At 67.2% G+C, this 24,164-nt stretch carries 26 protein-coding genes; 15 read left to right on the forward strand and 11 right to left on the reverse strand.

What is annotated here, in order from left to right; genetic code table 11:
* Nucleotides 1-71 precede the first annotated feature (71 nt).
* The 6 genes from K6L26_RS07995 (at nucleotide 72) to K6L26_RS08020 (ending at nucleotide 4,357) form a co-directional block, all read left to right on the forward strand.
* On the forward strand, nucleotides 72-644 hold the full coding sequence (locus K6L26_RS07995; protein ID WP_221852899.1) for an SDR family NAD(P)-dependent oxidoreductase: 573 nt from the start codon (nucleotides 72-74) through the stop codon (nucleotides 642-644).
* A gap of 139 nt (nucleotides 645-783) precedes the next feature.
* Nucleotides 784-1,059 (forward strand): hypothetical protein, encoded by a 276-nt coding sequence (locus K6L26_RS08000; protein ID WP_080989632.1) that lies wholly within the window; start codon nucleotides 784-786, stop codon nucleotides 1,057-1,059.
* Complete coding sequence (locus K6L26_RS08005) at nucleotides 1,056-1,610, forward strand: hypothetical protein (RefSeq protein WP_019346382.1); 555 nt, start codon at nucleotides 1,056-1,058, stop codon at nucleotides 1,608-1,610. The genes K6L26_RS08000 and K6L26_RS08005 overlap by 4 nt, the downstream gene beginning before the upstream one ends.
* Before the next feature lie 118 nt (nucleotides 1,611-1,728).
* Nucleotides 1,729-2,463, forward strand: a complete 735-nt coding sequence (gene modA, locus K6L26_RS08010) for a molybdate ABC transporter substrate-binding protein (RefSeq protein ID WP_435405363.1) — start codon at nucleotides 1,729-1,731, stop codon at nucleotides 2,461-2,463.
* Between the two features lie 32 nt (nucleotides 2,464-2,495).
* Nucleotides 2,496-3,497: an acetyltransferase Pat gene (locus K6L26_RS08015; protein WP_064898914.1), complete on the forward strand. Its 1,002-nt coding sequence runs from the start codon at nucleotides 2,496-2,498 to the stop codon at nucleotides 3,495-3,497.
* Nucleotides 3,494-4,357, forward strand: coding sequence for a shikimate 5-dehydrogenase (locus tag K6L26_RS08020; RefSeq protein WP_221852901.1), 864 nt, complete (start codon nucleotides 3,494-3,496; stop codon nucleotides 4,355-4,357). The genes K6L26_RS08015 and K6L26_RS08020 overlap by 4 nt, the downstream gene beginning before the upstream one ends.
* On the opposite strand, the gene K6L26_RS08025 is transcribed toward K6L26_RS08020, so the two are convergent.
* Nucleotides 4,347-5,051: an envelope biogenesis lipoprotein LpqN gene (locus K6L26_RS08025; protein ID WP_221852902.1), complete on the reverse strand. Its 705-nt coding sequence runs from the start codon at nucleotides 5,049-5,051 to the stop codon at nucleotides 4,347-4,349. The two genes, K6L26_RS08020 and K6L26_RS08025, sit on opposite strands and share 11 nt — an antisense overlap.
* 174 nt (nucleotides 5,052-5,225) lie before the next feature.
* Between K6L26_RS08025 and K6L26_RS08030 the strand changes: the two genes are divergently transcribed.
* Nucleotides 5,226-5,906 (forward strand): DUF5642 family protein, encoded by a 681-nt coding sequence (locus K6L26_RS08030; protein ID WP_221852903.1) that lies wholly within the window; start codon nucleotides 5,226-5,228, stop codon nucleotides 5,904-5,906.
* A 47-nt stretch (nucleotides 5,907-5,953) separates the two neighbouring features.
* The gene (locus tag K6L26_RS08035; protein ID WP_076214464.1) at nucleotides 5,954-6,628 is read left to right on the forward strand and encodes a DUF5642 family protein; all 675 of its coding nucleotides are present in this window, start codon (nucleotides 5,954-5,956) and stop codon (nucleotides 6,626-6,628) included.
* Between the two features lie 6 nt (nucleotides 6,629-6,634).
* Here K6L26_RS08035 and K6L26_RS08040 read toward each other — a convergent pair whose 3' ends face one another.
* The gene (locus K6L26_RS08040) at nucleotides 6,635-7,231 is read right to left on the reverse strand and encodes an alpha-ketoglutarate-dependent dioxygenase AlkB (protein WP_221852904.1); all 597 of its coding nucleotides are present in this window, start codon (nucleotides 7,229-7,231) and stop codon (nucleotides 6,635-6,637) included.
* A gap of 34 nt (nucleotides 7,232-7,265) precedes the next feature.
* Nucleotides 7,266-7,697 carry a redox-sensitive transcriptional activator SoxR gene (gene soxR, locus K6L26_RS08045; RefSeq protein ID WP_036394420.1) on the reverse strand — a complete coding sequence of 144 codons (432 nt, stop codon included), beginning with the start codon at nucleotides 7,695-7,697 and terminating at the stop codon, nucleotides 7,266-7,268.
* 33 nt (nucleotides 7,698-7,730) lie between these two features.
* Between soxR and arcA the strand changes: the two genes are divergently transcribed.
* Complete coding sequence (gene arcA, locus K6L26_RS08050) at nucleotides 7,731-8,939, forward strand: arginine deiminase (protein WP_019346372.1); 1,209 nt, start codon at nucleotides 7,731-7,733, stop codon at nucleotides 8,937-8,939.
* A gap of 59 nt (nucleotides 8,940-8,998) precedes the next feature.
* Here the strand turns inward: arcA and K6L26_RS08055 are convergent, their stop codons facing one another.
* Together K6L26_RS08055 and K6L26_RS08060 are read right to left on the reverse strand one after the other, a co-directional pair.
* Nucleotides 8,999-9,838 (reverse strand): type IV toxin-antitoxin system AbiEi family antitoxin, encoded by an 840-nt coding sequence (locus tag K6L26_RS08055; protein ID WP_065064539.1) that lies wholly within the window; start codon nucleotides 9,836-9,838, stop codon nucleotides 8,999-9,001.
* A gap of 99 nt (nucleotides 9,839-9,937) precedes the next feature.
* Complete coding sequence (locus K6L26_RS08060) at nucleotides 9,938-11,488, reverse strand: dolichyl-phosphate-mannose--protein mannosyltransferase (protein ID WP_085143072.1); 1,551 nt, start codon at nucleotides 11,486-11,488, stop codon at nucleotides 9,938-9,940.
* 24 nt (nucleotides 11,489-11,512) lie between these two features.
* Between K6L26_RS08060 and rsmI the strand changes: the two genes are divergently transcribed.
* Together rsmI and K6L26_RS08070 are read left to right on the forward strand one after the other, a co-directional pair.
* Nucleotides 11,513-12,349 (forward strand): 16S rRNA (cytidine(1402)-2'-O)-methyltransferase, encoded by an 837-nt coding sequence (gene rsmI, locus K6L26_RS08065; RefSeq protein WP_221852905.1) that lies wholly within the window; start codon nucleotides 11,513-11,515, stop codon nucleotides 12,347-12,349.
* Nucleotides 12,350-12,411: 62 nt separating this feature from the next.
* Complete coding sequence (locus K6L26_RS08070) at nucleotides 12,412-12,777, forward strand: hypothetical protein (protein ID WP_221852906.1); 366 nt, start codon at nucleotides 12,412-12,414, stop codon at nucleotides 12,775-12,777.
* Here K6L26_RS08070 and K6L26_RS08075 read toward each other — a convergent pair.
* From K6L26_RS08075 to metG, 5 genes are all read right to left on the reverse strand, one after another.
* On the reverse strand, nucleotides 12,766-14,007 hold the full coding sequence (locus tag K6L26_RS08075; RefSeq protein ID WP_221852907.1) for an aminodeoxychorismate synthase component I: 1,242 nt from the start codon (nucleotides 14,005-14,007) through the stop codon (nucleotides 12,766-12,768). The two genes, K6L26_RS08070 and K6L26_RS08075, sit on opposite strands and share 12 nt — an antisense overlap.
* 91 nt (nucleotides 14,008-14,098) lie before the next feature.
* Nucleotides 14,099-15,022, reverse strand: coding sequence for an RNA polymerase sigma-70 factor (locus tag K6L26_RS08080; RefSeq protein WP_221852908.1), 924 nt, complete (start codon nucleotides 15,020-15,022; stop codon nucleotides 14,099-14,101).
* A complete protein-coding gene (locus tag K6L26_RS08085) occupies nucleotides 15,022-16,203 on the reverse strand; it encodes an NAD(P)/FAD-dependent oxidoreductase (RefSeq protein ID WP_036394425.1) in 1,182 nt (393 codons plus the stop codon). Before K6L26_RS08085 ends, K6L26_RS08080 begins: the two co-directional genes overlap by 1 nt.
* Nucleotides 16,204-16,300: 97 nt before the next feature.
* Nucleotides 16,301-17,650: an NADP-specific glutamate dehydrogenase gene (gdhA, locus tag K6L26_RS08090; RefSeq protein WP_019345044.1), complete on the reverse strand. Its 1,350-nt coding sequence runs from the start codon at nucleotides 17,648-17,650 to the stop codon at nucleotides 16,301-16,303.
* Nucleotide 17,651: 1 nt separating this feature from the next.
* Nucleotides 17,652-19,199: a methionine--tRNA ligase gene (metG, locus tag K6L26_RS08095; RefSeq protein WP_019345043.1), complete on the reverse strand. Its 1,548-nt coding sequence runs from the start codon at nucleotides 19,197-19,199 to the stop codon at nucleotides 17,652-17,654.
* Nucleotides 19,200-19,223: 24 nt separating this feature from the next.
* Here metG and K6L26_RS08100 point away from each other — a divergent pair, with 24 nt between their 5' ends.
* The 3 genes from K6L26_RS08100 to rsmA all read left to right on the forward strand — a co-directional run bounded on the left by K6L26_RS08100 (nucleotide 19,224) and on the right by rsmA (nucleotide 22,195).
* Complete coding sequence (locus K6L26_RS08100) at nucleotides 19,224-20,078, forward strand: TatD family hydrolase (RefSeq protein WP_221852909.1); 855 nt, start codon at nucleotides 19,224-19,226, stop codon at nucleotides 20,076-20,078.
* Nucleotides 20,079-20,168: 90 nt separating this feature from the next.
* The gene (locus tag K6L26_RS08105; RefSeq protein WP_221852910.1) at nucleotides 20,169-21,296 is read left to right on the forward strand and encodes a resuscitation-promoting factor; all 1,128 of its coding nucleotides are present in this window, start codon (nucleotides 20,169-20,171) and stop codon (nucleotides 21,294-21,296) included.
* A complete protein-coding gene (gene rsmA, locus K6L26_RS08110) occupies nucleotides 21,293-22,195 on the forward strand; it encodes a 16S rRNA (adenine(1518)-N(6)/adenine(1519)-N(6))-dimethyltransferase RsmA (RefSeq protein WP_036394433.1) in 903 nt (300 codons plus the stop codon). Before K6L26_RS08105 ends, rsmA begins: the two co-directional genes overlap by 4 nt.
* A 55-nt stretch (nucleotides 22,196-22,250) precedes the next feature.
* Here rsmA and K6L26_RS08115 read toward each other — a convergent pair whose 3' ends face one another.
* Entirely contained in the window at nucleotides 22,251-23,114 is an 864-nt protein-coding gene (locus K6L26_RS08115; RefSeq protein ID WP_085143080.1) for a serine/threonine-protein kinase, read from the reverse strand.
* Between the two features lie 55 nt (nucleotides 23,115-23,169).
* On the opposite strand from K6L26_RS08115, the gene K6L26_RS08120 reads away from it, so the two are divergent.
* The gene (locus tag K6L26_RS08120; RefSeq protein WP_174551628.1) at nucleotides 23,170-24,138 is read left to right on the forward strand and encodes a 4-(cytidine 5'-diphospho)-2-C-methyl-D-erythritol kinase; all 969 of its coding nucleotides are present in this window, start codon (nucleotides 23,170-23,172) and stop codon (nucleotides 24,136-24,138) included.
* Nucleotides 24,139-24,164: the final 26 nt, after the last annotated feature.

Raw genomic sequence — 24,164 nt, forward strand, 5'->3', positions numbered from 1 at the left:
GAGCTACGGCTTTACCGACCAGGGTGGTCGAAAATCGACTCAACGGTGGGGCCTGACGTGCCACTGCTCATGTGGTCGACCTGGCCGACCCGGCGGCCGTGAGCACACTGCGCGACGAGGTGATCGACGCGCACGGACCGGCCGGCGTCATGTCACTGCCGCGGGCTGCGACCGCGTCGAGCCGTTCGGGTCCAACGACGACGCCCCGCCGGCAGTCCTTGATAGCGGTGAGCTTCCTGGGACCTGTGCGACTTACCCGCGCATTCCTCGAGACGATCCTGGCCCAGGCAAGCACGGCAAAGATCGTCGACATTGCCAGCGATGCGGGGCGAGTGGGAAGTCTGGGAGAGGTGGTTTATGTCGGCACACGGGGTCGGTTGATCGCCTTCACCAAGTCGCTCGCACGCGAGATGGGCCGCCGTCAGATCAACGTCAACTGTGTTTGCCCTGGACCGACCGACACCGCGCTCCTCCATTCGCTTCCGGACCAGGTTCGTCAGGGGCTGGTCAGGGCCGTCCCGTTCCGTCGGATCGCCAAACCTGCGGAGGTCGCCGAAGCTGTGCTCTTCTCGGCCTCTGACGATGCCAGCCTCATAACTGGCCAAGTCCTCAGTGTCAGTGGGGGCTTGACCATGGCCGGCTGATGACTACCCGGTAGACAGACGGCGACAAACCCGCTCTTGGTCGACGCCAGTTGGCAATGGCATACTTGCTCAGCCCCTCGGTTCAACCCAGCCAATACAGTTAGCCTCGGGGCACAGATTGGCCACATGGGGGATTGCTATGGCAAACGATCTGAGAGTGGACCCGGGGGCGCTTCGTGCGGGGGCCACTAGCAGTGAGGTGATCGCTACCGAATTGGGGATACCGCCTGCCCGCCCGGATGCTGGGAGCTATCCGAGCAGCAGCGGCGTCGCGGCGATGGATGACGCGGTGATCACCGCGCGGGCCACTCAGTCGGGTCGGGTCCGGGCGCAGGCGGGCTACCTGTCGGCCGCCGCACATCGCTACGGCGCGATCGATGAACAACACGCCGGGGGCCTGGCGGAGTTGATGTGAATGACGTAGCCGCTGCCGGTCCGTTGGGTGGGGCACTGACTCGCTCTCAGTTGGAGAGTTGGGACACAACGTATCTCGCGGACGCTGCCGCGCGCTGGCGGCAGTTGGCGGCCGAGTCCGAGGAACTGTTCGAGTGGCATCGGCAGAATGTCTGCGCGCCCGGTGGGGCGGAGTGGTCGGGAACCGCCAGTGAAGTCGCTAGTGAACAGGTCAGTGCCGACGCCGTGGTGGTTCGCAAGCAAGGCGACATCCAGCGTGAAGCCTCCGAGATCGCCGAGAACGGCTGCCGTGACATCCGGTTGGCCGTGGGGCAGGTGCTGGAGGCTATTGCGGCCGCCGAGGAGGACGGGTTCGCCGTCTCCGAGAACCTCAAGGTGCGCGACACCCGCCGCATCGACGTGAACACGATGGCGGTGCGCTACACGGCGTCTCGGGAGCACGCCGAGGACATCCGGTGGCACTGCGAGCGGCTGATCCAGGCCGAGATCTATCTGGGCCAACGGCTCGAGGGCAAGGCCCTCGAGCTCGCCGCCATCCGCTTCTCGGTGTGACCGGGACGGCGGTTGGTGGTTGGATCGACGTCGCGGTCGTCAAGGCCGCGACCGTGATCGTGGAAACCCGGGAGGGACAACCGTGAACCGAGTCCGCACGCTCGCGTTGGCGCTCAGCGTGGTCGCCGCGACCGCCCTCATCGCCGGCTGCGACTCGGCCGGCAGCACCACCGCCGAGGGCGAGTCCATCACAGTGTTCGCCGCGGCCTCGCTGAAATCGGCGTTCACCGAGATCGGCGAACAGTTCGAGACCGACAACCCCGGCAGCTCGGTGGAGTTTTCATTCGCGGGATCCTCTGACCTGGTCACCCAGCTCACCCAGGGGGCCGACGCCGACGTCTTCGCCTCGGCCGACGTGCGGAACATGGACAGGGCAGTAGCCGCGGGCCTCGTCGAGGGCGCCCCGGTCGACTTCGCCTCGAATACGCTGACCATCGTCGTCGCGCCGGGAAACCCCAAGGGCATCAAATCTTTTGCCGATTTGACCAAACCGGGCGTCAGCGTCGTGGTGTGCGCACCTCCCGTCCCGTGCGGCGGCGCCACCGAGAAGGTCGAGAAGGCCACCGGAGTGACGCTGGCTCCGGTCAGCGAGGAGACCTCGGTCACCGACGTGCTGGGCAAGGTGACCAGTGGACAGGCCGACGCCGGCCTGGTCTACCTCACCGACGCGGCCGGGGCCAAGGACAAGGTCGCCAGCGTCGCCGTCCCTGAGGCCGCTCAGGCCGTCAACACCTATCCGATCGCCGTACTCAAAGATTCCGGCCATGCGCAGTTGGCGCAGCGCTTCGTCGAGCTGGTGACCGGTGAGGCCGGCCAAAAAGCGCTTGCCAAGGCCGGATTCGCCAAGCCCTGACCGCGCCCGCGACAGCGCCGTAGCCTGGGACCGTGGCCGATCTGACCGAGATCAGCGCCGACGACCTGGCGGCGCTGGAATTCTTCGCCGGATGTCGACCGTCCGTGTTGGCGCCGCTGACCGCCCTGCTGCGGCCGATGTCGGCAGTGCCCGGTCAGGTGCTGATCAGGCAGGGCGATCCCGCACTGACCTTCATGTTGATCGCCTCGGGGCGCACCCGGGTGGTCCACGCCGGGCCCGACGGGCAGGCCGTTGTCGCGGACCTGGAACCCGGCCTGATCGTCGGTGAGATCGCGCTCCTGCGCGACGCGGCGCGCACCGCGACGGTGACAGCGCTGGAGCCGGTGTCCGGCTGGGTCGGTGACCGTGACGCGTTCGAGGTCATCCTGCACCTGCCCGGCATGTTCGACCGGCTGGTGCGCATCGCCCGGCAGCGGCTGGCCGGGTTCATCACACCCATCCCGGTGCAGCTGCGCAACGGCGACTGGCTCTATCTACGGCCCGTCCTGCCCGGCGACGTCGAGCGCACTCTGAATGGGCCGGTCGAGTTCTCCAGCGAGACGCTCTACCGGCGGTTCCAATCCGTGCGTAAGCCGACCAAGGCCCTGTTGGAGTATCTGTTCGAGGTCGACTACGCGGACCACTTCGTCTGGGTGATGACCGAGGGGGCGCTGGGGCCGGTCGTGGCCGATGCCCGCGTGGTCCGTGAGGGTCACGATGCGACGACGGCCGAGGTGGCGTTCACCGTTGGCGACGACTATCAAGGCCGCGGGATCGGCACCTTCCTGATGGACGCGCTGGTGGTTTCGGCGAATTACCTTGGTATCGAACGCTTCACCGCCCGGGTGCTCAGTGACAACTACGCCATGCGGCGCATCCTGGACCGGCTGGGGGCAGTGTGGGAGCGTGAGGATCTGGGCGTGGTCCTCACCGACGTCGCGGTACCCGCTGTCGACACGCTGAGCCTGCAACCCGAATTGGCGGCGAAGATCCGAGACGTGACGCGTCAGGTGATCCGGGCGGTGAGTCAGTGACACCGCCACTGACGGCCCGCGGTCGCAGGCCGCAATTGAACAAAGACACCCGGGTGTGTATCTCGCTGGCGGCGCGGCCCAGCAACATCGGCACCCGCTTCCACAACTATCTGTATGACGAACTGGGCTTGGACTACCTCTACAAGGCCTTCACCACAACCGATATCGCCGCGGCGATCGGCGGGGTGCGTGCGCTGGGCATCCGGGGCTGCTCGGTGTCCATGCCTTTCAAAAAGGACGTCATGGCCCTCGTCGACGAGATCGAACCGTCGGCGCTGGCGATCGACGCGGTCAACACCATCGTCAACGATCTGTCGGTTCCCGGCGGCCATCTCGTGGCCTCCAACACCGACTACCTGGCGGTGCAACAACTCGTCGAACGGCTGGACCGCAGCGATGCGGTGCTGATCCGGGGCAGCGGCGGTATGGCCAAAGCTGTCGGGGCGGCATTGCGGGACAAGGGCTTTCACTCGGGGACAGTGGTGGCGCGTAACCCTGAGACCGGGCGGGCCCTGGCGCAGACTCTGGGTTACGACTACGCCCCCGAGGTCGGCGCACTGACGGCGCCCATCCTGGTCAACGTCACCCCGATCGGGATGGCAGATGGTCCGGACGAACACCGCAGCGCCTTTGAACCGGCCACGATCGAGGCCGCGAGTGCAGTGGTCGACGTGGTGGCCATGCCCGCCGAAACCCCGCTGATCACCGCCGCCAGGGCTGTCGGGCTGCCGGTGATCACCGGCGCAGAGGTGATCGCGTTGCAGGCGGCAGAACAATTCGAGCGCTACACCGGTGTGCGCCCCACGCCGGAGCAGGTGGCCGCGGCATCGGCCTACTCCCGGCAGCCGGCTACGGTGTGATCACCGTCTGGTCGTCGATGGCCGCGGTCGCGTCCATCAGGGGCCCCATCTGGTCCTCGGTGCCATCGGCGTTGAACTGCAATACGAACAACCCGTCCTCCGCGGGAATCACTACGGTTTTCTGAGCGACCAACCGGGTCGCGCCGTCTTTCACCCAGGTGCCGCCGATCTGGTACGCCTCGAATCCGCTGATCTCGTCAGCCGACCCATCGCCCTGGTTCTCGTAGCCGGGCATGTTCTTGATCTCGTTCGGGGCGTATTCCAGGATCTTGGCCGCGTCCACGTTGCCGGTCAGTTTGGACATCACCACGATGATCGACGGTGGATCCGCGGCGACCGCCGGATCGGTGGATATTATTGCGCCCCAGGCCCCTTCGGGTAGCGCCGATCCCGCATCCGCCCACCCTTCCGGAATCGGTATGTCAACCGAGGGAGTGCCGGGATCACCGCGGTGCACTTGCGTTTCGATGATGCCGTTGTCACGGATGTAATCGACGATCGTGTACTGGTGCCCGGCGGTCGGCGGGTTCGTCTCAGCGGCACTGGTGGTGGTCGGCGCGAAATCTGTCTGCCCGGCGCCGTTCGCTCCCGTCGCGGTGCCGGACACCGTCTTGCTGCCGCAGGCGGTCAACATGACCGCGAGCGCGACCGTGGTGGCGATGGCCAGTCGGCCGGCCCTCGTTGACCTGCTCATCGGTCCTCCCATCGGTTCACCGCCTCGGTGAGGCGCACCTGGCACGATAAACGCTTTGCCGGTCGACGGCTGCGAGTCGACGGAGTACGGCACCCCGACTTTTGCCCAGTGAAATGTTCCGGGCGCTCGGGCGGGGCGGCCTCGGCCGTTCGCGGACTGTGGTATCAAAACGCCGTGCGCCCTTTCGCCGTCGCGGCGGTCCTGCTGACTTGCACCCTGGTTTGCGGGGTGGGGTGCGGGTCGAGGTCGGCGCCGGAACCGGCGCGGACATCGTCGACCTCGGCAACCGCAGGCAGTTCCGTCACGGTCAACCCGGCCCGCATCGACCGGGTCCGCCACGACCTGCCGCCCGGTTACGAGGTGGTGTCCATCGATCCGCAAGCCACCCCGATATCGCTGTGGGGTTTCGGCCCGGACTGGAAGGCCGACCCGCCGGAGTGCGGGGCTCTGGCAGCGCGCGAAGTCGAGCCGACGCGGGGTTGGTCGGCGTCGGGCCCCGGCGGCATTGTGTATGCGGGAGTGTCGAAGCTGGCTCCGGGCCTGTTCTCCGATCGCCGTGAACCAGAGTGCGGACAGTGGAGTGTTTCGGGTGGTCATTCTGTCGGAACCGTCACCGCTGCCGCGGCTCCACCGATCGAGGGTGCGGAAACGTCGGGGCTGTCGACGGCCGTCACCACGATTGTCGAAGGTGGCACCGAAACCAGGTCCCACGCAGACACGTTCACCGCCGATCTGGGCGATGGTTATCACGTGTTCGTCAGCGTCGTCACCGATCCCGGCTCGCCGAATCCTGCGCTCGACCCCGCGTTCGCTTCCGACCTGCTGGTGAAAACGGTTTCGGCGTTACGCGGCTGAGTCGGCACTGCCGGGAATGGTGACGTGCCCCAGGTATCTTGACAGCGATGTGGAACCGCAACGTGTTACTCGCCTGCGCCGGCGTCCTCGCCTGCGCCTCCGGATTGGTCGCCTGCGGTCAATCGGACCAGTCTGATTCCGCCCACGCGGACATCGCCAACGTCGCCAAGGTGCGCTCCACCTTCGGCCCGGAGTTCAAGGTCACCGATGTGGCCCCCACCGGGATCGACCCGAAAATGCTGGCGCCGCACAAGATGCCGCCCGGCGTCAAGGTCGACCCCGCCGATTGTGCGAAATTCGCCGAAGGGCAGTCGTTGCCGGAAGGGCTCAAAGGCAACATGGCGGCCACCACGGCAGAAGGAGCGGGCAACCGGTTCATCGTGCTGGCCGTCGAGACCTCCGAACCGGTCCCGGTGAACGACCCCGGTGACGCGTGCAAAAAGGTGAAGTTCCTCGGGCCCGGGGTCCGCGGGCAGGTGGACGTGGTCGAGGCCCCTCAGATCGAGGGGGCGCGCACCACCGGGACGCACCGCATCGTGCAGACGATGATGGGCGGGCAGGCCCGCACCGGTGAGTTGTACAACTACGTCGCCAGTTTCGACACCTTCATGGTGATCGTCACCGCCAATCCGTTGGTGGAGCCGGGCAAGCCGGTGGCGCCGGTGGACGACAAGCGGGCTCGTGATCTGCTCAGCGCCGCGGTCGCCGATGTAAGAGGCTAGCGAGCCTCAGCGCACGTCCTGCGGACGGAACTGAATGCTGATCCGCGGCCCCACCAGGCTGGTGGTCTTGGGTATCGAATGCTCCCAGGTGCGCTGGCACGAACCGCCCATCACCAGCAGATCGCCGTGGCGGTGCTGCAGCCGCAGGGCATGGCCACCACCGCGCGGGCGCAAGGCGAAAACCCTTGTCGCTCCGAGGCCGACGATGGCCACCATGGTGTCCTCGGTGCGGCTGCGGCCGATGGTGTCACCGTGCCAGGCCACGCTGTCATTGCCATCGCGGTACAGGCAGAGCCCCGCTGTGGTGAAGGGTTCTCCGAGTTCACCGCCGAACGTGTCGTTGAGCCTGCGTCGGATCTGTTTCAGGCGGGGGTGCGGCGCCGGCTCGTTGATCAGGTGGTGGAAGCTGACCAGCCGCGGCACGGCCACCACCCGGTCATACATCTCACGTTCCTCGGATCGCCACGGGATCCCGTCCATCAACTCCTCGAACAGCGAGTCGGCATCGGGCAACCAGCCCGAGCGCAGTTCCACCCAGGCGCCGTTTCCGAGTCGACGACGTTCAGCGTGCTCGAACAGTGAGCCTTGCAACGCCAGCTCCATGCGCGCGAGTGTATCGCACAGACGTTCGACTGCGTTAGAGGCGAGAGGCACCCGGACCGCGCTCGGCGAGAACGTCGCCGGGGTTGGTCAACAGGCACGTCTTGAGGCTCAGGCAGCCGCAGCCGATGCAGCCGGTCAAGTTGTCGCGCAACCGTTGCAGGTGCAGGATCCGGTCGTCGAGGTCCTGACGCCAGCCGGCCGAGAGCTTGGCCCAGTCCTTGCTGGTCGGTACCCGGTCATCGGGCAGGCTGGACAGTGCTTCGCGAATGCGGGCCAGGGGGATCCCCAGGCGCTGCGACATCCGGATGAAGGCCACCCGGCGCAGCGTCTCGCGGGCGTAGCGGCGTTGGTTTCCGGAAGTGCGGCGACTGGCGATCAAGCCTTCGCGCTCGTAGAAGTGCAGGGCGGACACCGCCACGCCGCTGCGCAGCGACATCTCGCCAGGAGTTAACTCGTGCGTCTCCATACACCTCAACCATAGTTGAGTTAACGTCATGAGGTGGAGACTGCGGTGTTCGGTTCCAACTCTGAGGTCGGCACCCTGCGCGCCGTCATCCTGCACCGGCCCGGCCCGGAGTTGCAGCGGCTGACGCCCCGCAACAACGACGCCCTGCTGTTCGACGGCCTGCCCTGGGTGGCCAAGGCGCAGCGCGAACACGACGCCTTCGCCGACGTCTTGCGTTCCCGCGGCGTCGAGGTGCTGCTGCTGGCAGATCTGCTGACCGAGGCGCTGGCGCACAGTGGGGCCGCGCGGATGCACGGCATCTCCGCGGCCGTCGATGCGCGTCGCCTCGGTGTGCCACTGGCCCAGGAACTTTCGGCCTACCTGCGCGGCCTGCCGCCGGTGGAACTGGCCCACATCCTGATGGCAGGCATGACCTTCAACGAAGTGCCGTTCCACGGAGCGGAGCTGTCGCTGGTGCGGCTCATGCACCACGGCGGTGATTTCGTGATCGAGCCGCTGCCCAATCTGCTGTTCACCCGTGATTCGTCGTTCTGGATCGGCCCGCGCGTGGCCATCACCTCCCTGGCGTTGCCGGCCCGGGTGCGCGAGACCTCGCTGACCGACCTGATCTACGCCCACCATCCACGGTTCCTCGGCGTCCGACGGGCCTACGAATCCCGTTCAGCACCCGTCGAAGGCGGCGACGTGCTGCTGCTGGGGCCCGGTGTGGTGGCGGTGGGTGTGGGGGAGCGGACCACGCCGGCCGGCGCCGAGGCGTTGGCGCGAAGCCTGTTCGACGACGACCTGGCCCACACCGTGCTGGCGGTGCCGATCCGGCAGGAGCGCGCCCAGATGCACCTGGACACCGTGTGCACCATGGTCGACGTCGACGCGGTGGTGATGTACCCCAACATCGTGGACTCGTTGTCGGCGTTCACCATTCACCGCACCGAGGCCGGGATCCGGATCGACGACGAAGTGCCGTTCGTGGTGGCGGCGGCCGACGCGATGGGCATCGAGGAACTGCGGGTGATCGATACCGGGCTCGATCCCGTCACCGCCGAACGCGAACAATGGGACGACGGCAACAACACCCTTGCCCTGGCGCCGGGTGTGGTGGTGGCCTACGAGCGCAACTCGGAAACCAATGCCCGGCTGGCTGATTCGGGTATCGAAGTGCTGTCGATCGAGGCTTCCGAGCTGGGCACCGGCCGCGGCGGCCCACGCTGTATGTCGTGCCCGGCAGCGCGGGACCTGCTCTAGCTCTGGGCGTGTGCCGTTTTGCCGTTGAGATTGCGTACAGGGCTGTGGACTAGGCGATTTCACGACCCTGTGCGCAATTTCAACGCCTCGCGCATCCGGTGCAAAATGAATGCCCTGCTGTGTTCGACCACGACGTGAATATCGATCCACCCCTGCTGTGCGATCAACTCGTTGCGGCCGATGTCGTGTACGTACCGCGGGCGGTCGGTGGCATGGTGTTTTCCCTCGTAATCGGCTCCGACCATCGGCTCGTCGTAGCCCATGTCGATGAAGGCTTCGTTGAATCCGTCGGTAACCCGGATCTGTGTGCGCGGCCGCGGAAGTCCACCGTCGATGAGGACCAATCGAAGCCAGGATTCCTTCGGAGATTGGGCACCGCCGTCCATCAGATCGAGTGCGACTTCGGCCCGACGCAGCCCCCGGGCTCTCGGATAGCGTTCTGCGAGGATCAGGGCGTCGGCTGCCTTGACTCCGGTGGCTCGTGCCAGCGCGTCGAGGTTCTGAACAGCCAGGTCTCGGGGCAGATGGCGCGCGAGATCCAAGGCTGTCCGCTCGGGTGTCGTCACCGGCAGGCCGGCTACGACGGTGATCTCCTCGGGATCGATCCGCTCGTTGCGAACGACGATGCCATCCGGCGGGCGGCCATTGCGCCAGAGCATTTCTACCGGTGCACCGTCGGCTACCCACAGCGCACCGTGCAATGCCGCGGCCGCCCGGCCGGTGATCACGCCGTTGCGACCTGACCACAGATAGGCACCGACAGTCCTGCGTCGCAGGGGAAGTGGTCCCGACTTCGGCACGTAGATGTCTGGGAATATCGGCCGGTAATTCCACCTCAACTGGCCGCGTGTCAGGGCCCCGCGCCTGAGCAGTTCGCTGCCGATAAAGACGTCCCTCATGCGGTGATGCTGGAACCCGAGACCGACAAAACTTGCCGTCATTCCTGAGATTGCGTCCAGGGCTGTGGACAACTCGATCGCACGACCCTGTGTGCAATTTCAGCGCCAGGAAGGCAGCCAGATCTCCAAATTCCAGGTCGACTGTGAGATCGGGATACCGGTCAGGATCGGGTAGAGCCACGCGAAGTTGGCGATCACCAGCGCCACATACAAGCACACCACCAGCAGGCCCAGTGTTCGGCGTTCGGGGTTCTGCTTGGGCTGGTAGAGGATGTCGCCGAGGATCAGCGCGATGGCCAGCACCAGGAACGGCGCCATCACCGTGGCGTAGAAGAAATACATCTGCCGGTCGATGTCGAAGAACCAGGGCAGGAAACCAGCCGAGTAGCCGACCAGCACCACGCCGTAGCGCCAGTCCCGGCGTACCACGGCCCGCCACAAAGCCCACAGCAGCACGGGCACCGCGACGAACCACATCGCCGGAGTGCCCACCAGCATCACGGCCTTCACACACGATTGCGCGCCGCAGCCGGCCACATCGTGGTTGTCGATCGCGTAGAGCACGGGACGCAACGACATCGGCCACGTCCACGGTTTGGATTCCCACGGATGGTGGTTGCCGTCGGCGTTGGTCAGCCCGGCGTGGAACCGGTATGCGGCATAGGTGTAGTGCCACAGCGACCTCAGGGCGTCCGGCAGCGGGATGATGCTGTTCTCGCCGATGGACTGGCCGACCTCGTGGCGGTCCACACCGGTTTCGGAGGCGAACCACGGCGCGTACGACGCCAGGTACACCGCGAACGGAATGAACCCGAAGACGTATGCGGCCGGCCCCAGGTCGCGGCGCAGCATGCCCCGCCACGGCCCGGGCACGTGGTACTGCTTGCGCGCGATCGCATCGAGCACGAGCGTCATGACGCCGAAGAACACCACGAAGTAGAGCCCGGACCACTTGGTGGCGCAGGCCAGGCCCAGCAGCACGCCCGCACCGAAGCGCCACCATCGCACACCCAGCCGGGGACCCCACGGCGTCTCGGCGATGCGGCCCTCCATGAACGCGATGTGCATGCGATGGCGGACGTCGTCGCGATCCACCATCAGACAGGCGAACGCCGCGACCACGAACACCACGAGGAACACGTCCAGCAGCGCCGTGCGGGCCGAGACGAAACTCACCCCGTCGGCGATCAGCAGCAGCCCGGCGATGCCGCCGACAAGGGTGGAGCGGCTGATCCGGCGCGCGATTCGCACCACCAGCAGCACGGTCACCACACCGCACAGCGCCCCGGAGAACCGCCAGCCCAGCCCGTTGTAGCCGAACAGCGCCTCGCCGATCGAGATCAGTTGCTTGCCCACCGGAGGGTGCACCACCAGGCCGTAGCCCGGGTTGTCCTCGACGCCGTGGTTGTGCAGCATCTGCCAGGCCTGCGGTGCGTAGTGCTTCTCGTCGAAGACGGGTGTGCCGGCATCGGTCGGCGAACCCAGGTTCAGGAAGCGGCTTATCGCTGCCAGCGCGGTGATGATCGCCGTCATCAGCCAGCCCTGCAGCCGGTCCGTCGGCCCGAAATCGGGGGCCGGGATCAGCGGCGCCGGGCTGATCAACGGGACCGAGCGACCAGCCGTCGTCGATTCGGTGGCGGTGGCGGTCACGCAAGCGATCGTAGGCTGTCGGTCGTGACACCCGGCAAACTACTGATCGGCGCCACGCCGCTGGGCCTGCCCTCTGATGCCTCCGCGCGGCTGGTCGAGGCGCTGCGGACGGCCGACATCGTGGCGGCCGAGGACACCCGGCGGGTGCGTGCCCTGGCCCAGTCGCTCGGTGTCCAGCCGGGGGGCCGGATCCTGAGCTTCTTCGACCAGAACGAGGCGGGTCGGGTACCCGGGTTGGTCGCCGAGATCGCGGCGGGGGCGACGGTGCTGGTGGTCAGCGATGCCGGCATGCCGTTGATCAACGACCCGGGCTACCGCCTGGTGGCAGCCTGCGCCGAGGCGGATCTACCGGTCTCCTGCCTGCCTGGCCCTTCCGCGGTGACGACGGCACTGGCGGTGTCCGGGCTGGCCTCGGACCGGTTCTGCTTCGAGGGGTTCGCGCCGCGGAAGCACGCCGCGCGACTGGCCTGGCTGCAGACCCTGGCCGCCGAACCGCGCACCACCGTGTTCTTCGAGTCGCCGCGCCGGCTGGCCGAGACGCTGCGCGACGCCGTCGACGTGTTGGGTCCGGAGCGACGCGCCGTGGTGTGCCGCGAGCTGACCAAGACCCACGAGGAGATCCGTCGTGGCAGCCTGGCCGAACTCGCCGAATGGGCCGCCGACGGCGTGCTGGGGGAGATCACCGTGGTGCTGGCCGGGGGCACCCCGACCGTCGAACTGCCCGCCCTGGTCGCCGAGGTCGAGGAACTGGTGGCTGACGGAATCCGGGTCAAAGACGCCTGCGCGCAGGTGATCGCGGCGAACCCGGGGGCGCCGTCGCGGCGTGACCTCTACGACGCGGTGTTGCGCGCGCGGGATTAGGCCCGCCTTCCGCCGCAGATTTGGTGCGTCTGAGGGTGCGAAACGGCGGTTAGGGTGGCGAGATGGGTGTGGATTTCTCGATGGTCGATTCTGCGGAAAAGGCCGAACAGCTTTGTGCGCAGGGGCAATTGGAGCGGGTGTTTCTCACGCCGGCCGAATTCGGCGGGCCGGATCACGTTCAGAACGTGGTGTACTGCCCGGTCGGCTCGGCGGCGGCCAAGCAGGATGTCGATCTCAACATCGTCGCTTCCCTCATCCGGGAGGGGAAGGTTCAGATGTACTCGGCGGTACCCATCTATGAGGGCAACAGCTTCGTGCCCGTCGCCATCGATGTCTCGGCCTGGCACCCCGAGTCGCCGGACATCGGTGCGTTCAACGCGCGGGTCGCGATGTGGGGGTCGGCACTCGCGCCCGACTCAGCCTCCTGACGAAAGCGGTTGGGCCCGACCGGAGAACTCGACGATCGACGCTGACTTGTGCAGGCATTCCTCCCATTCCGCGTCCACGTCGGAATCGGCGGTGATGCCGCCGCCGACGCCGAGAACCGCCGACCCGTCGGGGCCGACCTCTACCGTGCGGATCGCCACATTGAGTTCACAGCCCGCCGCCGGTGAGGCCAAACCGACTGTCCCGCAATAGACTCCGCGTCGTGCCGGCTCCCACTGCTGCAGCAGCTGGCGGGCTCGACGCTTCGGAGTACCGGTCACCGACGCCGGCGGGAAGGTGGCGTCGAGCAGCGCGCTGGTCGGCACGTGCACCGGCACCTCGGCGGTGACCGTCGACACCAGGTGCCAGACACCCGGCGCCGGATGCACGGCGAGCAGTTCGGGCACCGTCACGCTGCCCGTGGCCGCCACCCGCCCCAGGTCATTGCGCACCAGGTCGACGATCATGACGTTCTCGGCGACATCCTTGATTGAGGCCAGCAGTGCGGCCGGGTCGGCCGAGGAAGGCAGCGTGCCCTTGATCGGGCTGGAGGCGACCGCGGTGCCCGCCCGGCGCAGGAACAACTCCGGTGACAGCGAGGCCACCGCACCCCAATCCCCGGCCACATAGGCGGCCCGCGCCGGTGCGGTCCGTGCCACTGTCTCGGTGAAGAAGTCGATCGGGTCGCCGTCGATCCGGCCGGTGAATCTGGTGCACACACAGGCTTGGTACACCTCTCCCGCTGCGATGGCCTCCAGGCAGGCCAGCACGCCGCGGCGGTGCTCGGCGCGATCGGGCGGGGTCCAGGTGATGTGGTAGCGGGCTGGTTCGATGGGCGCCAGCTTCCCAAGCCATTCGGGAAAAGCTGCGCCGCTGAGGCTTTCGAACCACCAGATCCCGTCGGCGTCCTCGCGCAGCACGCAGTCCGACCAGCCGCCGGCCGCCACCGGGATGCGGGGACCGCGTCCGCCGGCGCCGGGGTCGGGGTAGGACAGGTAACCGAACCAGCCGCCCCCGACGGCGGTGGGGCCGGCGTCGCCGGGTGTCCATGGAAAGGCGGCGTGGGGGCTCACGGGGGTCACGTGGACCGATGGTGCGATGACTGCGCGCGATCCGAACCACTCGCCGATCAGCGCTGCGGGCGGTGGCAGGCCGGCGTGGACGGCGGCTGCGGCGACACCGCGTAGCACCGCCGGGCCCTCGCCCAGCGCGCCGAGCCGCTCGATCCGCATGGACCTAGCTTGCTTCCTCCCGCGAGCAGACGCAAAACTGCCCATTTCCGCGTGAAAGCGGGCGATTTTCTGTCTGCTCGGCGCGAGAAAGTTACCGGCTGATCACCCGCGGGACGTCGACACCGGTCAGCTTGTCCGGATTGCGCATCGCGTAGAAGTGGGTGATCTTGCCGTCGATGACCTCGACGGTGAAAACCCCTTCCATCCCGGCGTCGCTGCGGATCATCACCGCGGGCTCGCCGTTGCACGAGATGCGCTCGAACGTGAGCCCCGGGACCTTCTCACCCGCACGGAACAAGCCGATGAGCATCGCCGCAACCTTCTGCGCGCCGACGACCGGCCGCCGCGCCGCACTGGCCTTTCCGCCGCTGTCGGCGGTGTACACCGCATCGGGCGCCAACAAGGCCAGCAGCCCGTCCATGTCGCCGGTCGCCGCCGCGGTCAGGAATTGCTCGGTGACCCGGTTGGACTCTTCGAGGTCGACTGGCTCGAACCGCTTGCGCCGGGACTGCACGTGTTCGCGGGCCCGGTGGGCCATCTGTCGCACAGCCGCAGCGGATTTGCCGATGGCCGAAGCGATCTCGTCGTGGCTGAAACCGAACACCTCACGCAGCACGAACACCGCGCGCTCGTCGGGGGTCAGCGTCTCGAGCACCACCAGCATGGCCATCGAAACTGACTCGGCCAGAAGCACATCCGCTGACGGATCACCGGCATCGCCCTCGGTCAGCACCAGTGGCTCCGGCAGCCACGGGCCGATGTATTCCTCCCGGCGCCTCGAGGAGGCCCGAAGCGCATTGAGGGCCTGGCGGGTGACGAGCTGGGCCAGAAACGCCTTGGTGTCACGGACCGTGTCCAGATCCACCTCGGCCCAGCGCAGGTAACTCTCCTGCAGCACGTCATCGGATTCAGTTGCCGTCCCGAGGATCTCGTAGGCGATGGTGAACAGCAACGGCCGCAGCAGGGTGAACCGTTCGGCGTGCTCGTTCGAGTTACCTGCACTGGTTTCCGACATCAGACGATGCTCTCCTCACGGGCCTCGGCCAGCTGGCGGGCCCGGTTGTCACCCTTGAACCAGAAGTACGAACCCGGCTTCTGACCTTCCTTACGCAGGAACGTCAGCGTCGCCCGGCACACCTGTTCCTTGACGAAGGCGCCGGTGCGCCCGCCGATGAAGATACGGCGCGGGCTGTCATCCGAGTGGCAGAGCTGCACGGTCCCGGCGTTCCGGCCGACGCTGACGCACTGCCCGGCGAACGCCTGGTTGATCACCGCGGGCTCGGTGCCCGCCACACGGGCCAGCACGGTGTTGGCGGCCTGGACACCCAACGGGCCCGCCGATTGGCAGCTCATCCGCAGCGGCACGCCCGACGGTGAGGCCGCATCGCCGGCCGCCACAATGCGTGCGTCATCAATGCTGGTCAGCGTCTCGTCGGTGAGTAGGCGCCCCAGCTCATCGGTACGCAGGCCGCTCGCGGCGGCCAGGCCGGGAACCCCGAATCCGGTGGTCCACACGGTCACCGCGCTGGGCAGCCGGTTGCCGTCGGCCAGGATGACGGCGTCGGGCTCGACCCCGGAAACCAGGATCTCGGGTCCGTCGATGATCGAGACACCGAGTTTGGTCAGGGCCTTCACGATCGAGCGACGGGCGCCTGCGCCCACCGAGGCGCCCACCACATCGGTGACGAGGGTGACCTGGCGACCCGCCTCGGCGAGCTCGGCGGCCGCCTCGATTCCGGTCAGGCCACCACCGACCACGACCACCGGCGCTGACATCGGCACATCCTGCAGCCGGGCGCGCAGCCGCTGAGCCTGCTCGAATTCCGAAAGAGGGTAAGCGAATTCGGCGGCGCCGGGCACCGAGGCCGGCACGCCTGCGGTGCTGCCGACGGCGTATACCAGGTAGTCGTAGTCGAGCACATCCCCGGAGGCCAGCTGGACCTGGCGGATGTCGGCGTCGATGTGCTCGGCGCCGTCGACCAGCAGTCGCACCCCGGGGCCGAGCAATGTGTCGTAGGCCGCGGTGGCGTCGTGGTTGCCGGCCGCCAGTTGGTGCAGCCGGATCCGCTCGACGAACTCGGGTCGCGGATTGACCAGCGTGACAGCCACTCCCGGGGTGCCCTGCAGCCGGTTGGCCGCCAGCACCCCGGCGTAACCTCCGCCGATCACGATCACTCGGGCGTTCTGTGCACTCATGGTGTCTCCTCTCAAGGCTTACGCCCTCAAGACACCGCGAAGTCCGATTTTGTGACAGGCATCGGGGTCGAGTGACCTACATCACCGGAAAAGCTGCCTAGACGAGGCCCAATGCCAGCATCGCGTCGGCCACCCGGATGAAGCCGGCGATGTTGGCGCCGGCCACGTAGTTGCCGGGCTGGCCGTACTCGTCGGCGGTGGCCAGGCAGCGGTCGTGGATGCGCCGCATGATCTCGGCCAGCCGCGCCTCGGTGTCGTCGAAGTTCCACGAGTCCCGCGAGGCGTTCTGCTGCATCTCCAGGGCGCTGGTGGCCACGCCGCCGGCGTTGGCGGCCTTGCCCGGGGCGAACTTCAGCCCGGCCTCCTCGAAGAACTTGACCGCCTCGGGGGTGCACGGCATGTTGGCGCCCTCGGCCACGATCTGGCAGCCGTTCTTGATCAGCGCGGTGGCGTCGGCGCCGGAAAGCTCGTTCTGGGTGGCGCAGGGCAGCGCGATGTCACACGGCACCTCCCACACGCTGCGGCCGGTCACCACCTCCGCCGCGCCGCCACGGGCCTCGGCGTAGTCCTCGATGCGTCCCCGGCGCAGCTCCTTGACCTCCTTGAGCAGGTCGAGGTCGATGCCCTTGTCGTCGCGCACGTACCCGCTGGAGTCCGAGCAGGCCACCACGGTCCCGCCCAGAGAGTGCACCTTCTCGATGGCGTAGATCGCCACGTTGCCCGAACCGGACACCACGACCTGCTTGCCGTCGAAGGACTGCCCGTTCGACCGCAGGATCTCGTCGACGAAGAAGACCGTGCCGTAACCGGTGGCCTCGGTGCGGACCTGCGACCCGCCCCAGGTCAGGCCCTTGCCGGTGAGCACCCCGGATTCGTAGCGGTTGGTGATCCGCTTGTATTGGCCGAACAGGTAACCGATCTCGCGCATGCCGACGCCGATGTCGCCGGCCGGGACGTCGGTGTACTCGCCGATGTGGCGGTAGAGCTCGGTCATGAAGGACTGACAGAACCGCATGATCTCGGCATCCGAGCGGCCCTTGGGGTCGAAGTCCGAGCCGCCCTTGCCGCCGCCGATCGGCAGGCCGGTCAGCGAGTTCTTGAAGATCTGCTCGAAGCCGAGAAATTTCACGATGCCGAGGTAGACCGACGGGTGGAAACGCAGGCCGCCCTTGAACGGTCCCAGGGCGGAGTTGAACTCCACCCGGAACCCGCGGTTGATCTGGCTGGCACCGGAATCGTCCTGCCACGGCACCCGGAAGATGATCTGACGCTCGGGCTCGCACAACCGGCGGATGATGGCGCCGTCGGCGTACTCGGGATGCTTGGCGACCACCGGCCCGAGGCTGGTCAGCACCTCGTAAACGGCTTGGTGGAACTCCTTCTCGCCAGCGTTGCGCTGCCCCACTTCCTCGTAGATCGCCTGCAGTTTCTCGTGTAGTCCAGCCATGTCAGTCCATCTGGTAGCGGGGGAAAACCCCTGTCGGAGCGGGCAGTTCGGTACCGGGCTTGATCCGGGTGCCGATCGAGCCGAAGTCGCGTGCGTCGGTCGGCTGGCCCAGCAGGTCGAGCAGCTTGGCCGTCGAGTCCGGCATCACCGGCTGCGTCAGCAGCGTTGCGATACGCACGACTTCGAGCGTCGTGTAGAGCACCGTACCGAACCGTTGCTGGTCGGCCGGATCCTCGGACTTGCGCAGCACCCACGGCTCTTGGGCGGAGAAGTAGCGGTTCGCCGCGCCGAGCACCGACCAGATCGCCTCCAGCGCAAGGTGCATGGCCGGCACGTCGTAATGGGCGCGCACCTGCTCCAGCAGGCCGTCGGCCGCACTCAGCAGCGCGGTGTCGTCGTCGGTGAACGTCCCGGGATCGGGCACCACACCGTCGAGGTTCTTGGCCACCATCGACAGGGAGCGTTGCGCCAGGTTGCCCAGCTCGTTGGCCAGGTCGGCGTTGATCCGGCCGATGATGGCTTCCTCGCTGTAGCTGCCGTCCTGGCCGAAGGACACCTCGCGCAGGAAGAAGTAGCGCACCTGATCGAGCCCGAAGGTGTCGACGAGCGCGATGGGGTCGACGACGTTGCCGACCGACTTGCTCATCTTCTCGCCCTTGACGTTGATGAAGCCGTGCGCGAAAACCCGTTCGGGCAGCGCGATCCCGGCCGACATGAGGAAGGCCGGCCAGTACACGCTGTGGAACCGGATGATGTCCTTGCCGATCATGTGCAACTTGGCCGGCCAGTACTTCTGGAAAGCCTCGGAGGCGACGTCCGGGAATCCCACCCCGGTCAGGTAGTTGGTCAGCGCGTCCACCCACACGTACATCACGTGGTCGGGATGGTCGGGGACCGGCACGCCCCAGTCGAACGTGGTCCGCGAGATCGACAGATCCTTCAGCCCGCCGGAGACGAAGCTGACGATCTCGTTGCGGCGCACATCGGGTCCGATGAACTCGGGATGGGCCTCGTAGTGGGCCAGCAGGCGCTCGGCGTAGGCCGACAACCGGAAGAAGTACGTCTGCTCCTCGGTCCAGGTGACCGGGGTGCCCGTCTCGATGGCGGTGCGGGTGCCGTCGGGACCCTCGGTGGTCTCGTCCTCGGCGAAGAACCGTTCGTCGCGCACCGAGTACCAGCCGGAGTAGGTGCCCAGGTAGATGTCGCCGGCCTCATTCATCCGGCGCCAGATCTCCTTGGACGCCTCATAGTGGTCGGCGTCGGAGGTGCGGATGAACCGGTCGAAGGAGATGTTGAGCTTCTCCTGCAGGCCCTGGAACACGTCGGAGTTGCGGTTGGCGAGCTCGGCCGCGGAGATGCCCTCGGCGGCGGCCGTCTCGGCCATCTTCTGGCCGTGGACGTCGGTACCGGTCAGGTAGCGCACGTCGAAGCCGTCGAGACGCTTGAACCGGGCGATCGCATCGGTGGCGATGTACTCGTAGGCGTGCCCGATGTGTGGCGCACCGTTGGGATAGGCGATGGCCGTAGTTATGTAGAAAGGCTCACTCATTTGGTCCCACCTTATTGTGTTGCGGTGGGTTCGAAACGCTCAGCCAGGGAGAAGCCGCCAGCTCCGGAGCCGTTGGGTCCGCTGGTCGATGCACACACTCATCTCGACGCCTGCGGTGCGGCGACAGCGCAGGACGTCCGCGCGATCATGGACCGCGCGGCCGCCGTCGGGGTGGGCCAGGCGGTCACCATCGCCGACGATCTCGACTCGGCACGCTGGGTGACCACGGCTGTCGACGCTGATGAACGGGTATTCGGCGCGGTGGCGCTGCACCCGACCAGGGCCAACGTGCTCGACGACGCGGCCAGGGCCGAGTTGGAGCGGCTGGCCGCCCATCCGCGGGTCGTGGCGGTCGGGGAGACCGGGATGGACCTGTACTGGCCGGGCCGGTTGGACGGTTGCGCGACGCCGGACGAGCAGCGCGACGGGTTCGCCTGGCACATCGACCTGGCCAAGCGCACCGGCAAGCCGTTGATGATCCACAACCGGGACGCCGACGCCGAGGTGCTCGATGTGCTGCGCGCCGAAGGGGCGCCCGAGACAGTGATCTTCCACTGTTTTTCGTCGGGACCGGAGATGGCCCACACCTGTGTCGAGGCGGGCTGGGTGCTCAGCCTCTCGGGCACGGTCAGTTTCAAGAACGCCGCTGAGCTGCGCGAAGCCGCCCGCTTGATCCCGCCCGGCCAGCTGTTGGTGGAGACCGACGCCCCGTTTCTGACCCCGCACCCGTTCCGCGGAGCGCCGAACGAGCCGTACTGCCTCCCATACACTGTTCGGGCACTCGCGGAGTTGCTGGACCGACCCGCCGAAGAGGTCGCGTCCGAGACCGCAGCCACTGCGGCGCGGGTGTACGGACTTAACGGGAGCGGCCAGTCGTAGTTGCCGGGTGTGGGCCTTTTCGTTACCGTCTTGTGATCAAAGCTCAACCGCCGGCGGTGAACTGTGCCGTCCGAGCCGAAAAGCGGGTATATGGAAGCGCTCAACAAAATTCATGAATCACGGTCACCGCTGCTGAGAGGCGTGGTGGGAGCCCTGCTGGTCACGCTGACCGCAGCCGGCGGCTACGCCGTCGGATCGCACAAGACCGTCACGCTGAGCGTCGACGGTTCGCCGATGACCGTGACGACCATGAAGTCCCGGGTGATCGACGTGGTCCAGGAAAACGGATTTTCCGTCGGCGATCGCGATGATCTTTATCCGGCCGCCGACGAGTCCGTGCACCAGTCCGACACCATCGTCCTGCGCCGCAGCCGACCGCTGCAATTGTCGTTGGACGGCAATGACAGCAAGCAGGTGTGGACCACCGCCTCGACCGTGGACGAGGCCTTGGCGCAGCTGAAGATGACCGACAAGGCGCCGGCCGCGGCGTCCCGCGGAAGCCGGGTGCCGCTGGGCGGTATGGCGCTGCCCGTGGTGAGTGCGAAGACGGTCCGGGTCGACGACGGCGGCAACGTGCAGACGGTGCACCTGGCGGCCCCGAACGTGGCGGGTCTGCTCGCCGCCGCGGGTGTGCCCCTGGAGCAGAACGACACCGTGGTTCCGGCGGCATCGTCCCCGGTCACCGAGGGTATGCAGGTGCAGGTGACCCGTATGCGCATCGAGAAGGTCACCGAGCGGGTGCCGCTGGCTCCCGGTAACAAGCGCATCGAAGACCCCGAGTTGAACATGAGCCGCAAGATCGTCGAGGATCCCGGCGCTCCGGGCACCCAGGACGTGACCTACGCGGTGGCCAAGGTGAACGGTGTGGAGACCGGCAGACTGCCAGTAGCCAATGTCGTGATCGAACCGGCGCGGGATGGCGTGCTGCGGGTCGGAGCAAAGCCCGGCACCGAAGTTCCGCCGATCAGTAACGGAGCCCAGTGGGACTCGCTCGCACAGTGTGAAGCGGGAGGTAACTGGGCCATTAACACCGGTAACGGCTTCTACGGCGGCGTCCAATTCGACCAAAACACCTGGGAGCGACAGGGTGGTCTGCGGTATGCTCCGAGGGCCGATCTGGCGACAAGAGAAGAGCAGATTGCGATTGCTACGGTGACGCAGGCCCGGCAGGGCTGGGGAGCTTGGCCGGTGTGTAGTGGGAGGATTGGGGCGCGCTGACTATTCGACTGCTCGGGCGGACCGAGATACGACGCTTGGCGAAAGAAATCGACTTTCGGCCACGCAAGGCCTTTGGCCAGAACTTTGTGCATGACGCGAACACTGTTCGGCGCATCGTGTCGGCTTCCGGGATTCACCGGGGCGACCATGTGCTGGAGGTCGGACCGGGTCTGGGGTCTTTGACCCTGCCCCTGTTGGACCGTGGTGCCCGGGTGACCGCTGTCGAGATCGACCCGGTGCTGGCCAAGCAACTGCCGGCCACCATCGCCGATCACTCGCACAGCGAGATCAACCGGCTGACCGTCATCAACCAGGACATCCTGACGCTGATGCCGTCTGATCTGACCGATCAGCCGACCGCGCTCGTGGCGAACCTGCCGTACAACGTGGCGGTGCCCGCACTGCTGCATCTGTTGGCCGAGTTCCCGTCGATCCGGACGGTGATGGTCATGGTGCAGGCCGAGGTGGCCGAGCGGCTGGCGGCTGAACCCGGCGGCAAGGACTACGGCGTGCCCAGTGCCAAGGTGCGTTTCTACGGAAACGTGCGCCGGCACGGGATGGTGTCGCCGACGGTGTTCTGGCCGATTCCGCGGGTGTACTCCGGGCTGGTCCGCATCGACCGGTACGAGACGTCGCCGTGGCCCACGGACGAGGCGTTCCGCGATGAGGTGTTCCAGCTCATCGACATCGGGTTCGCGCAGCGCCGCAAGACGTCGCGCAACGCGTTCGCCGACTGGGCGGGGTCCGGTAACGAATCGGCCGAGCGGTTGCTGGCCGCCAGCATCGACCCGTCGCGCCGTGGTGAGACGCTCAGCATCGCCGACTTCGTCCGCTTGCTGCAGCGGGCCAAGGAGGCCGAGGGTGAGGCCGCCGCGCAGATCGAGGCGGCTCGGCGCTAGTTTTCGCCGAACGTGAAGAAGGTCGCGGGATTTTTCGAGAATCTCGCGGCCTTCTTCACGTTGGGGGCTCGATCGCCTCGCTGACCAGCCTGACGAACTCTGAACACGAGTCGTGGCGCCGGTCCGGCTCCTTGGCCATCGCCTTGGCGATGATCGAGTCTGCGCTGCGTGGAATCCAGTTGCAGCGCTGCGATATTCGGGGTGGACGGCTATAGAGCTGCTGATCGATCAGGGCGACCGCGGTGTCAGCGGTAAACGGCGGCGTTCCCGTGAGCAGTTCAACCGTGGTGCAGGCCAGCGCGTACTGGTCGGTGGTGGCCACCGGCGCTCGCCCGACGAGCAGTTCGGGTGCCGAATAGGCCAGTGACGCTTGAATGTTCGGATGCGGCTGGAAGCTCTGGCGGGTGATGCGCCGGGCCGGGTCGAGGCTCATCCGCGCAGAACGATCATTGGCGAGGCGGGCGGCGACATCCTGAGCCATCGAGTGCGCGACGCCGAAGTCGACCAGCACTGCCCGCGAAAAAGGCTCATCGACAAGGATATTGGCGGGTTTGACATCGCAGTGCACGATGCCGCGACGGTGAGCGAAGTCGAGCGCTCCGGCGATCTGGGTCAGCGCGGTGAGTCGCTCGGCGATCCCGGACAGGTTGTTGACGGTGTTGCCGAGCAGTTCCATCGCCAGCCAGCCCGGACCGGCCGCGTACACCGTGACGATGTTGGGGTGGACGAGCTGGCGGGCGAAGTCGAACTCGCGCTGGAGCCGGGCCAGTTGGGCCGGTCGGCGATGCCGATCATCGAGAACTTTGAGCGCCACGGTGGTCCCGTCGGGATCGCGGGCCGAGTAGACGGTGGCCGAGCCGCCGGTCCCCACGACTTTCACCGCGGTGTAGTCCGCGATGACCACCTCCGGTGAGGGCACCGTCTCAGCTTAAGTTCACCGACAACTGCGGGGTGGCGGCGATAGTGTCGTGGCCGTGTCAGCATCCGACGGCAGTACCGCCTCCGAGTGGGTCCCCACCGGCTCCGTCACCGTGCGCGTTCCCGGCAAGGTGAACCTCTATCTGGCCGTCGGCGATGTGCGCGATGACGGCTATCACGACCTGACCACCGTCTTCCATGCGGTTTCGCTGCTGGACGAGGTAACGGTGCGCAACGCCGACATGTTGGCGTTGACGGTCGAGGGGGAGGGTGTCGAATCGGTGCCCACCGACGAGCGCAATCTGGCCTGGCGCGCGGCCGAGCTGCTGGCTGAGCACGTGGGCCGGGCGCCGGATGTGGCGATCAGCATCGACAAGTCGATCCCGGTGGCCGGTGGGATGGCCGGCGGCAGCGCCGACGCGGCTGCGGTGCTGGTGGCGATGAATACGCTGTGGGAGCTCGGGCTGCCTCGCCGTGACCTGCACGCGCTGGCGGCGCAGCTGGGCAGCGATGTCCCCTTCGCGTTGCACGGCGGCACGGCACTGGGCACCGGCCGCGGTGAGGAGCTGGCCACGGTCCTGGCCCGCAATACCTTCCACTGGGTGCTGGCGTTCGCGCACAAGGGCTTGTCCACCCCGAAGGTGTTCGGTGAGCTGGATCGCCTGCGTGCGGACACCTCGACCGGAGGGCCGCCGCGGGCTGAGGAACCCGAGCCCGTATTGGCCGCGCTGGCCTCGGGCGATCCAGCTGAACTCGCCGCACTGTTGGGCAACGATCTGCAGCCGGCCGCGCTGAGCCTGTATCCGGATCTGCGCCGGACGTTGCGCGCCGGGGTGGAGGCGGGTGCACTGGCCGGCATCGTGTCCGGATCGGGCCCGACGTGTGCGTTCCTGTGCCCGTCGTCGACGTCGGCGGTGGATGTCGGCGCGGAACTGGCCGGGGCGGGCGTGTGCCGGACGGTGCGGGTGGCCAGTGGGCCGGTGAGCGGCGCCCGGGTGGTCCCGGAGCCGTCGGCGTCCGCCTGAGCGGCGGCCGGCCGTGTGCCTTACGT

The sequence above is a fragment of the Mycobacterium farcinogenes genome (assembly GCF_019739075.1).
Taxonomy (GTDB): domain Bacteria; phylum Actinomycetota; class Actinomycetes; order Mycobacteriales; family Mycobacteriaceae; genus Mycobacterium; species Mycobacterium senegalense.

Bases quoted from the DNA above. Each gene is read 5' to 3' on its own strand.
- K6L26_RS08000 (WP_080989632.1), top strand. From the start codon at position 784: ATGGCAAACGATCTGAGAGTGGACCCGGGGGCGCTTCGTGCGGGGGCC.
- K6L26_RS08025 (WP_221852902.1), bottom strand. From the start codon at position 5,051: ATGAGCAGGTCAACGAGGGCCGGCCGACTGGCCATCGCCACCACGGTC.
- K6L26_RS08035 (WP_076214464.1), top strand. From the start codon at position 5,954: ATGTGGAACCGCAACGTGTTACTCGCCTGCGCCGGCGTCCTCGCCTGC.
- K6L26_RS08040 (WP_221852904.1), bottom strand. From the start codon at position 7,231: ATGGAGCTGGCGTTGCAAGGCTCACTGTTCGAGCACGCTGAACGTCGT.
- soxR (WP_036394420.1), bottom strand. From the start codon at position 7,697: ATGGAGACGCACGAGTTAACTCCTGGCGAGATGTCGCTGCGCAGCGGC.
- K6L26_RS08055 (WP_065064539.1), bottom strand. From the start codon at position 9,838: ATGAGGGACGTCTTTATCGGCAGCGAACTGCTCAGGCGCGGGGCCCTG.
- K6L26_RS08070 (WP_221852906.1), top strand. From the start codon at position 12,412: ATGGGTGTGGATTTCTCGATGGTCGATTCTGCGGAAAAGGCCGAACAG.
- K6L26_RS08075 (WP_221852907.1), bottom strand. From the start codon at position 14,007: ATGCGGATCGAGCGGCTCGGCGCGCTGGGCGAGGGCCCGGCGGTGCTA.
- K6L26_RS08080 (WP_221852908.1), bottom strand. From the start codon at position 15,022: ATGTCGGAAACCAGTGCAGGTAACTCGAACGAGCACGCCGAACGGTTC.
- K6L26_RS08085 (WP_036394425.1), bottom strand. From the start codon at position 16,203: ATGAGTGCACAGAACGCCCGAGTGATCGTGATCGGCGGAGGTTACGCC.
- gdhA (WP_019345044.1), bottom strand. From the start codon at position 17,650: ATGGCTGGACTACACGAGAAACTGCAGGCGATCTACGAGGAAGTGGGG.
- metG (WP_019345043.1), bottom strand. From the start codon at position 19,199: ATGAGTGAGCCTTTCTACATAACTACGGCCATCGCCTATCCCAACGGT.
- K6L26_RS08105 (WP_221852910.1), top strand. From the start codon at position 20,169: ATGGAAGCGCTCAACAAAATTCATGAATCACGGTCACCGCTGCTGAGA.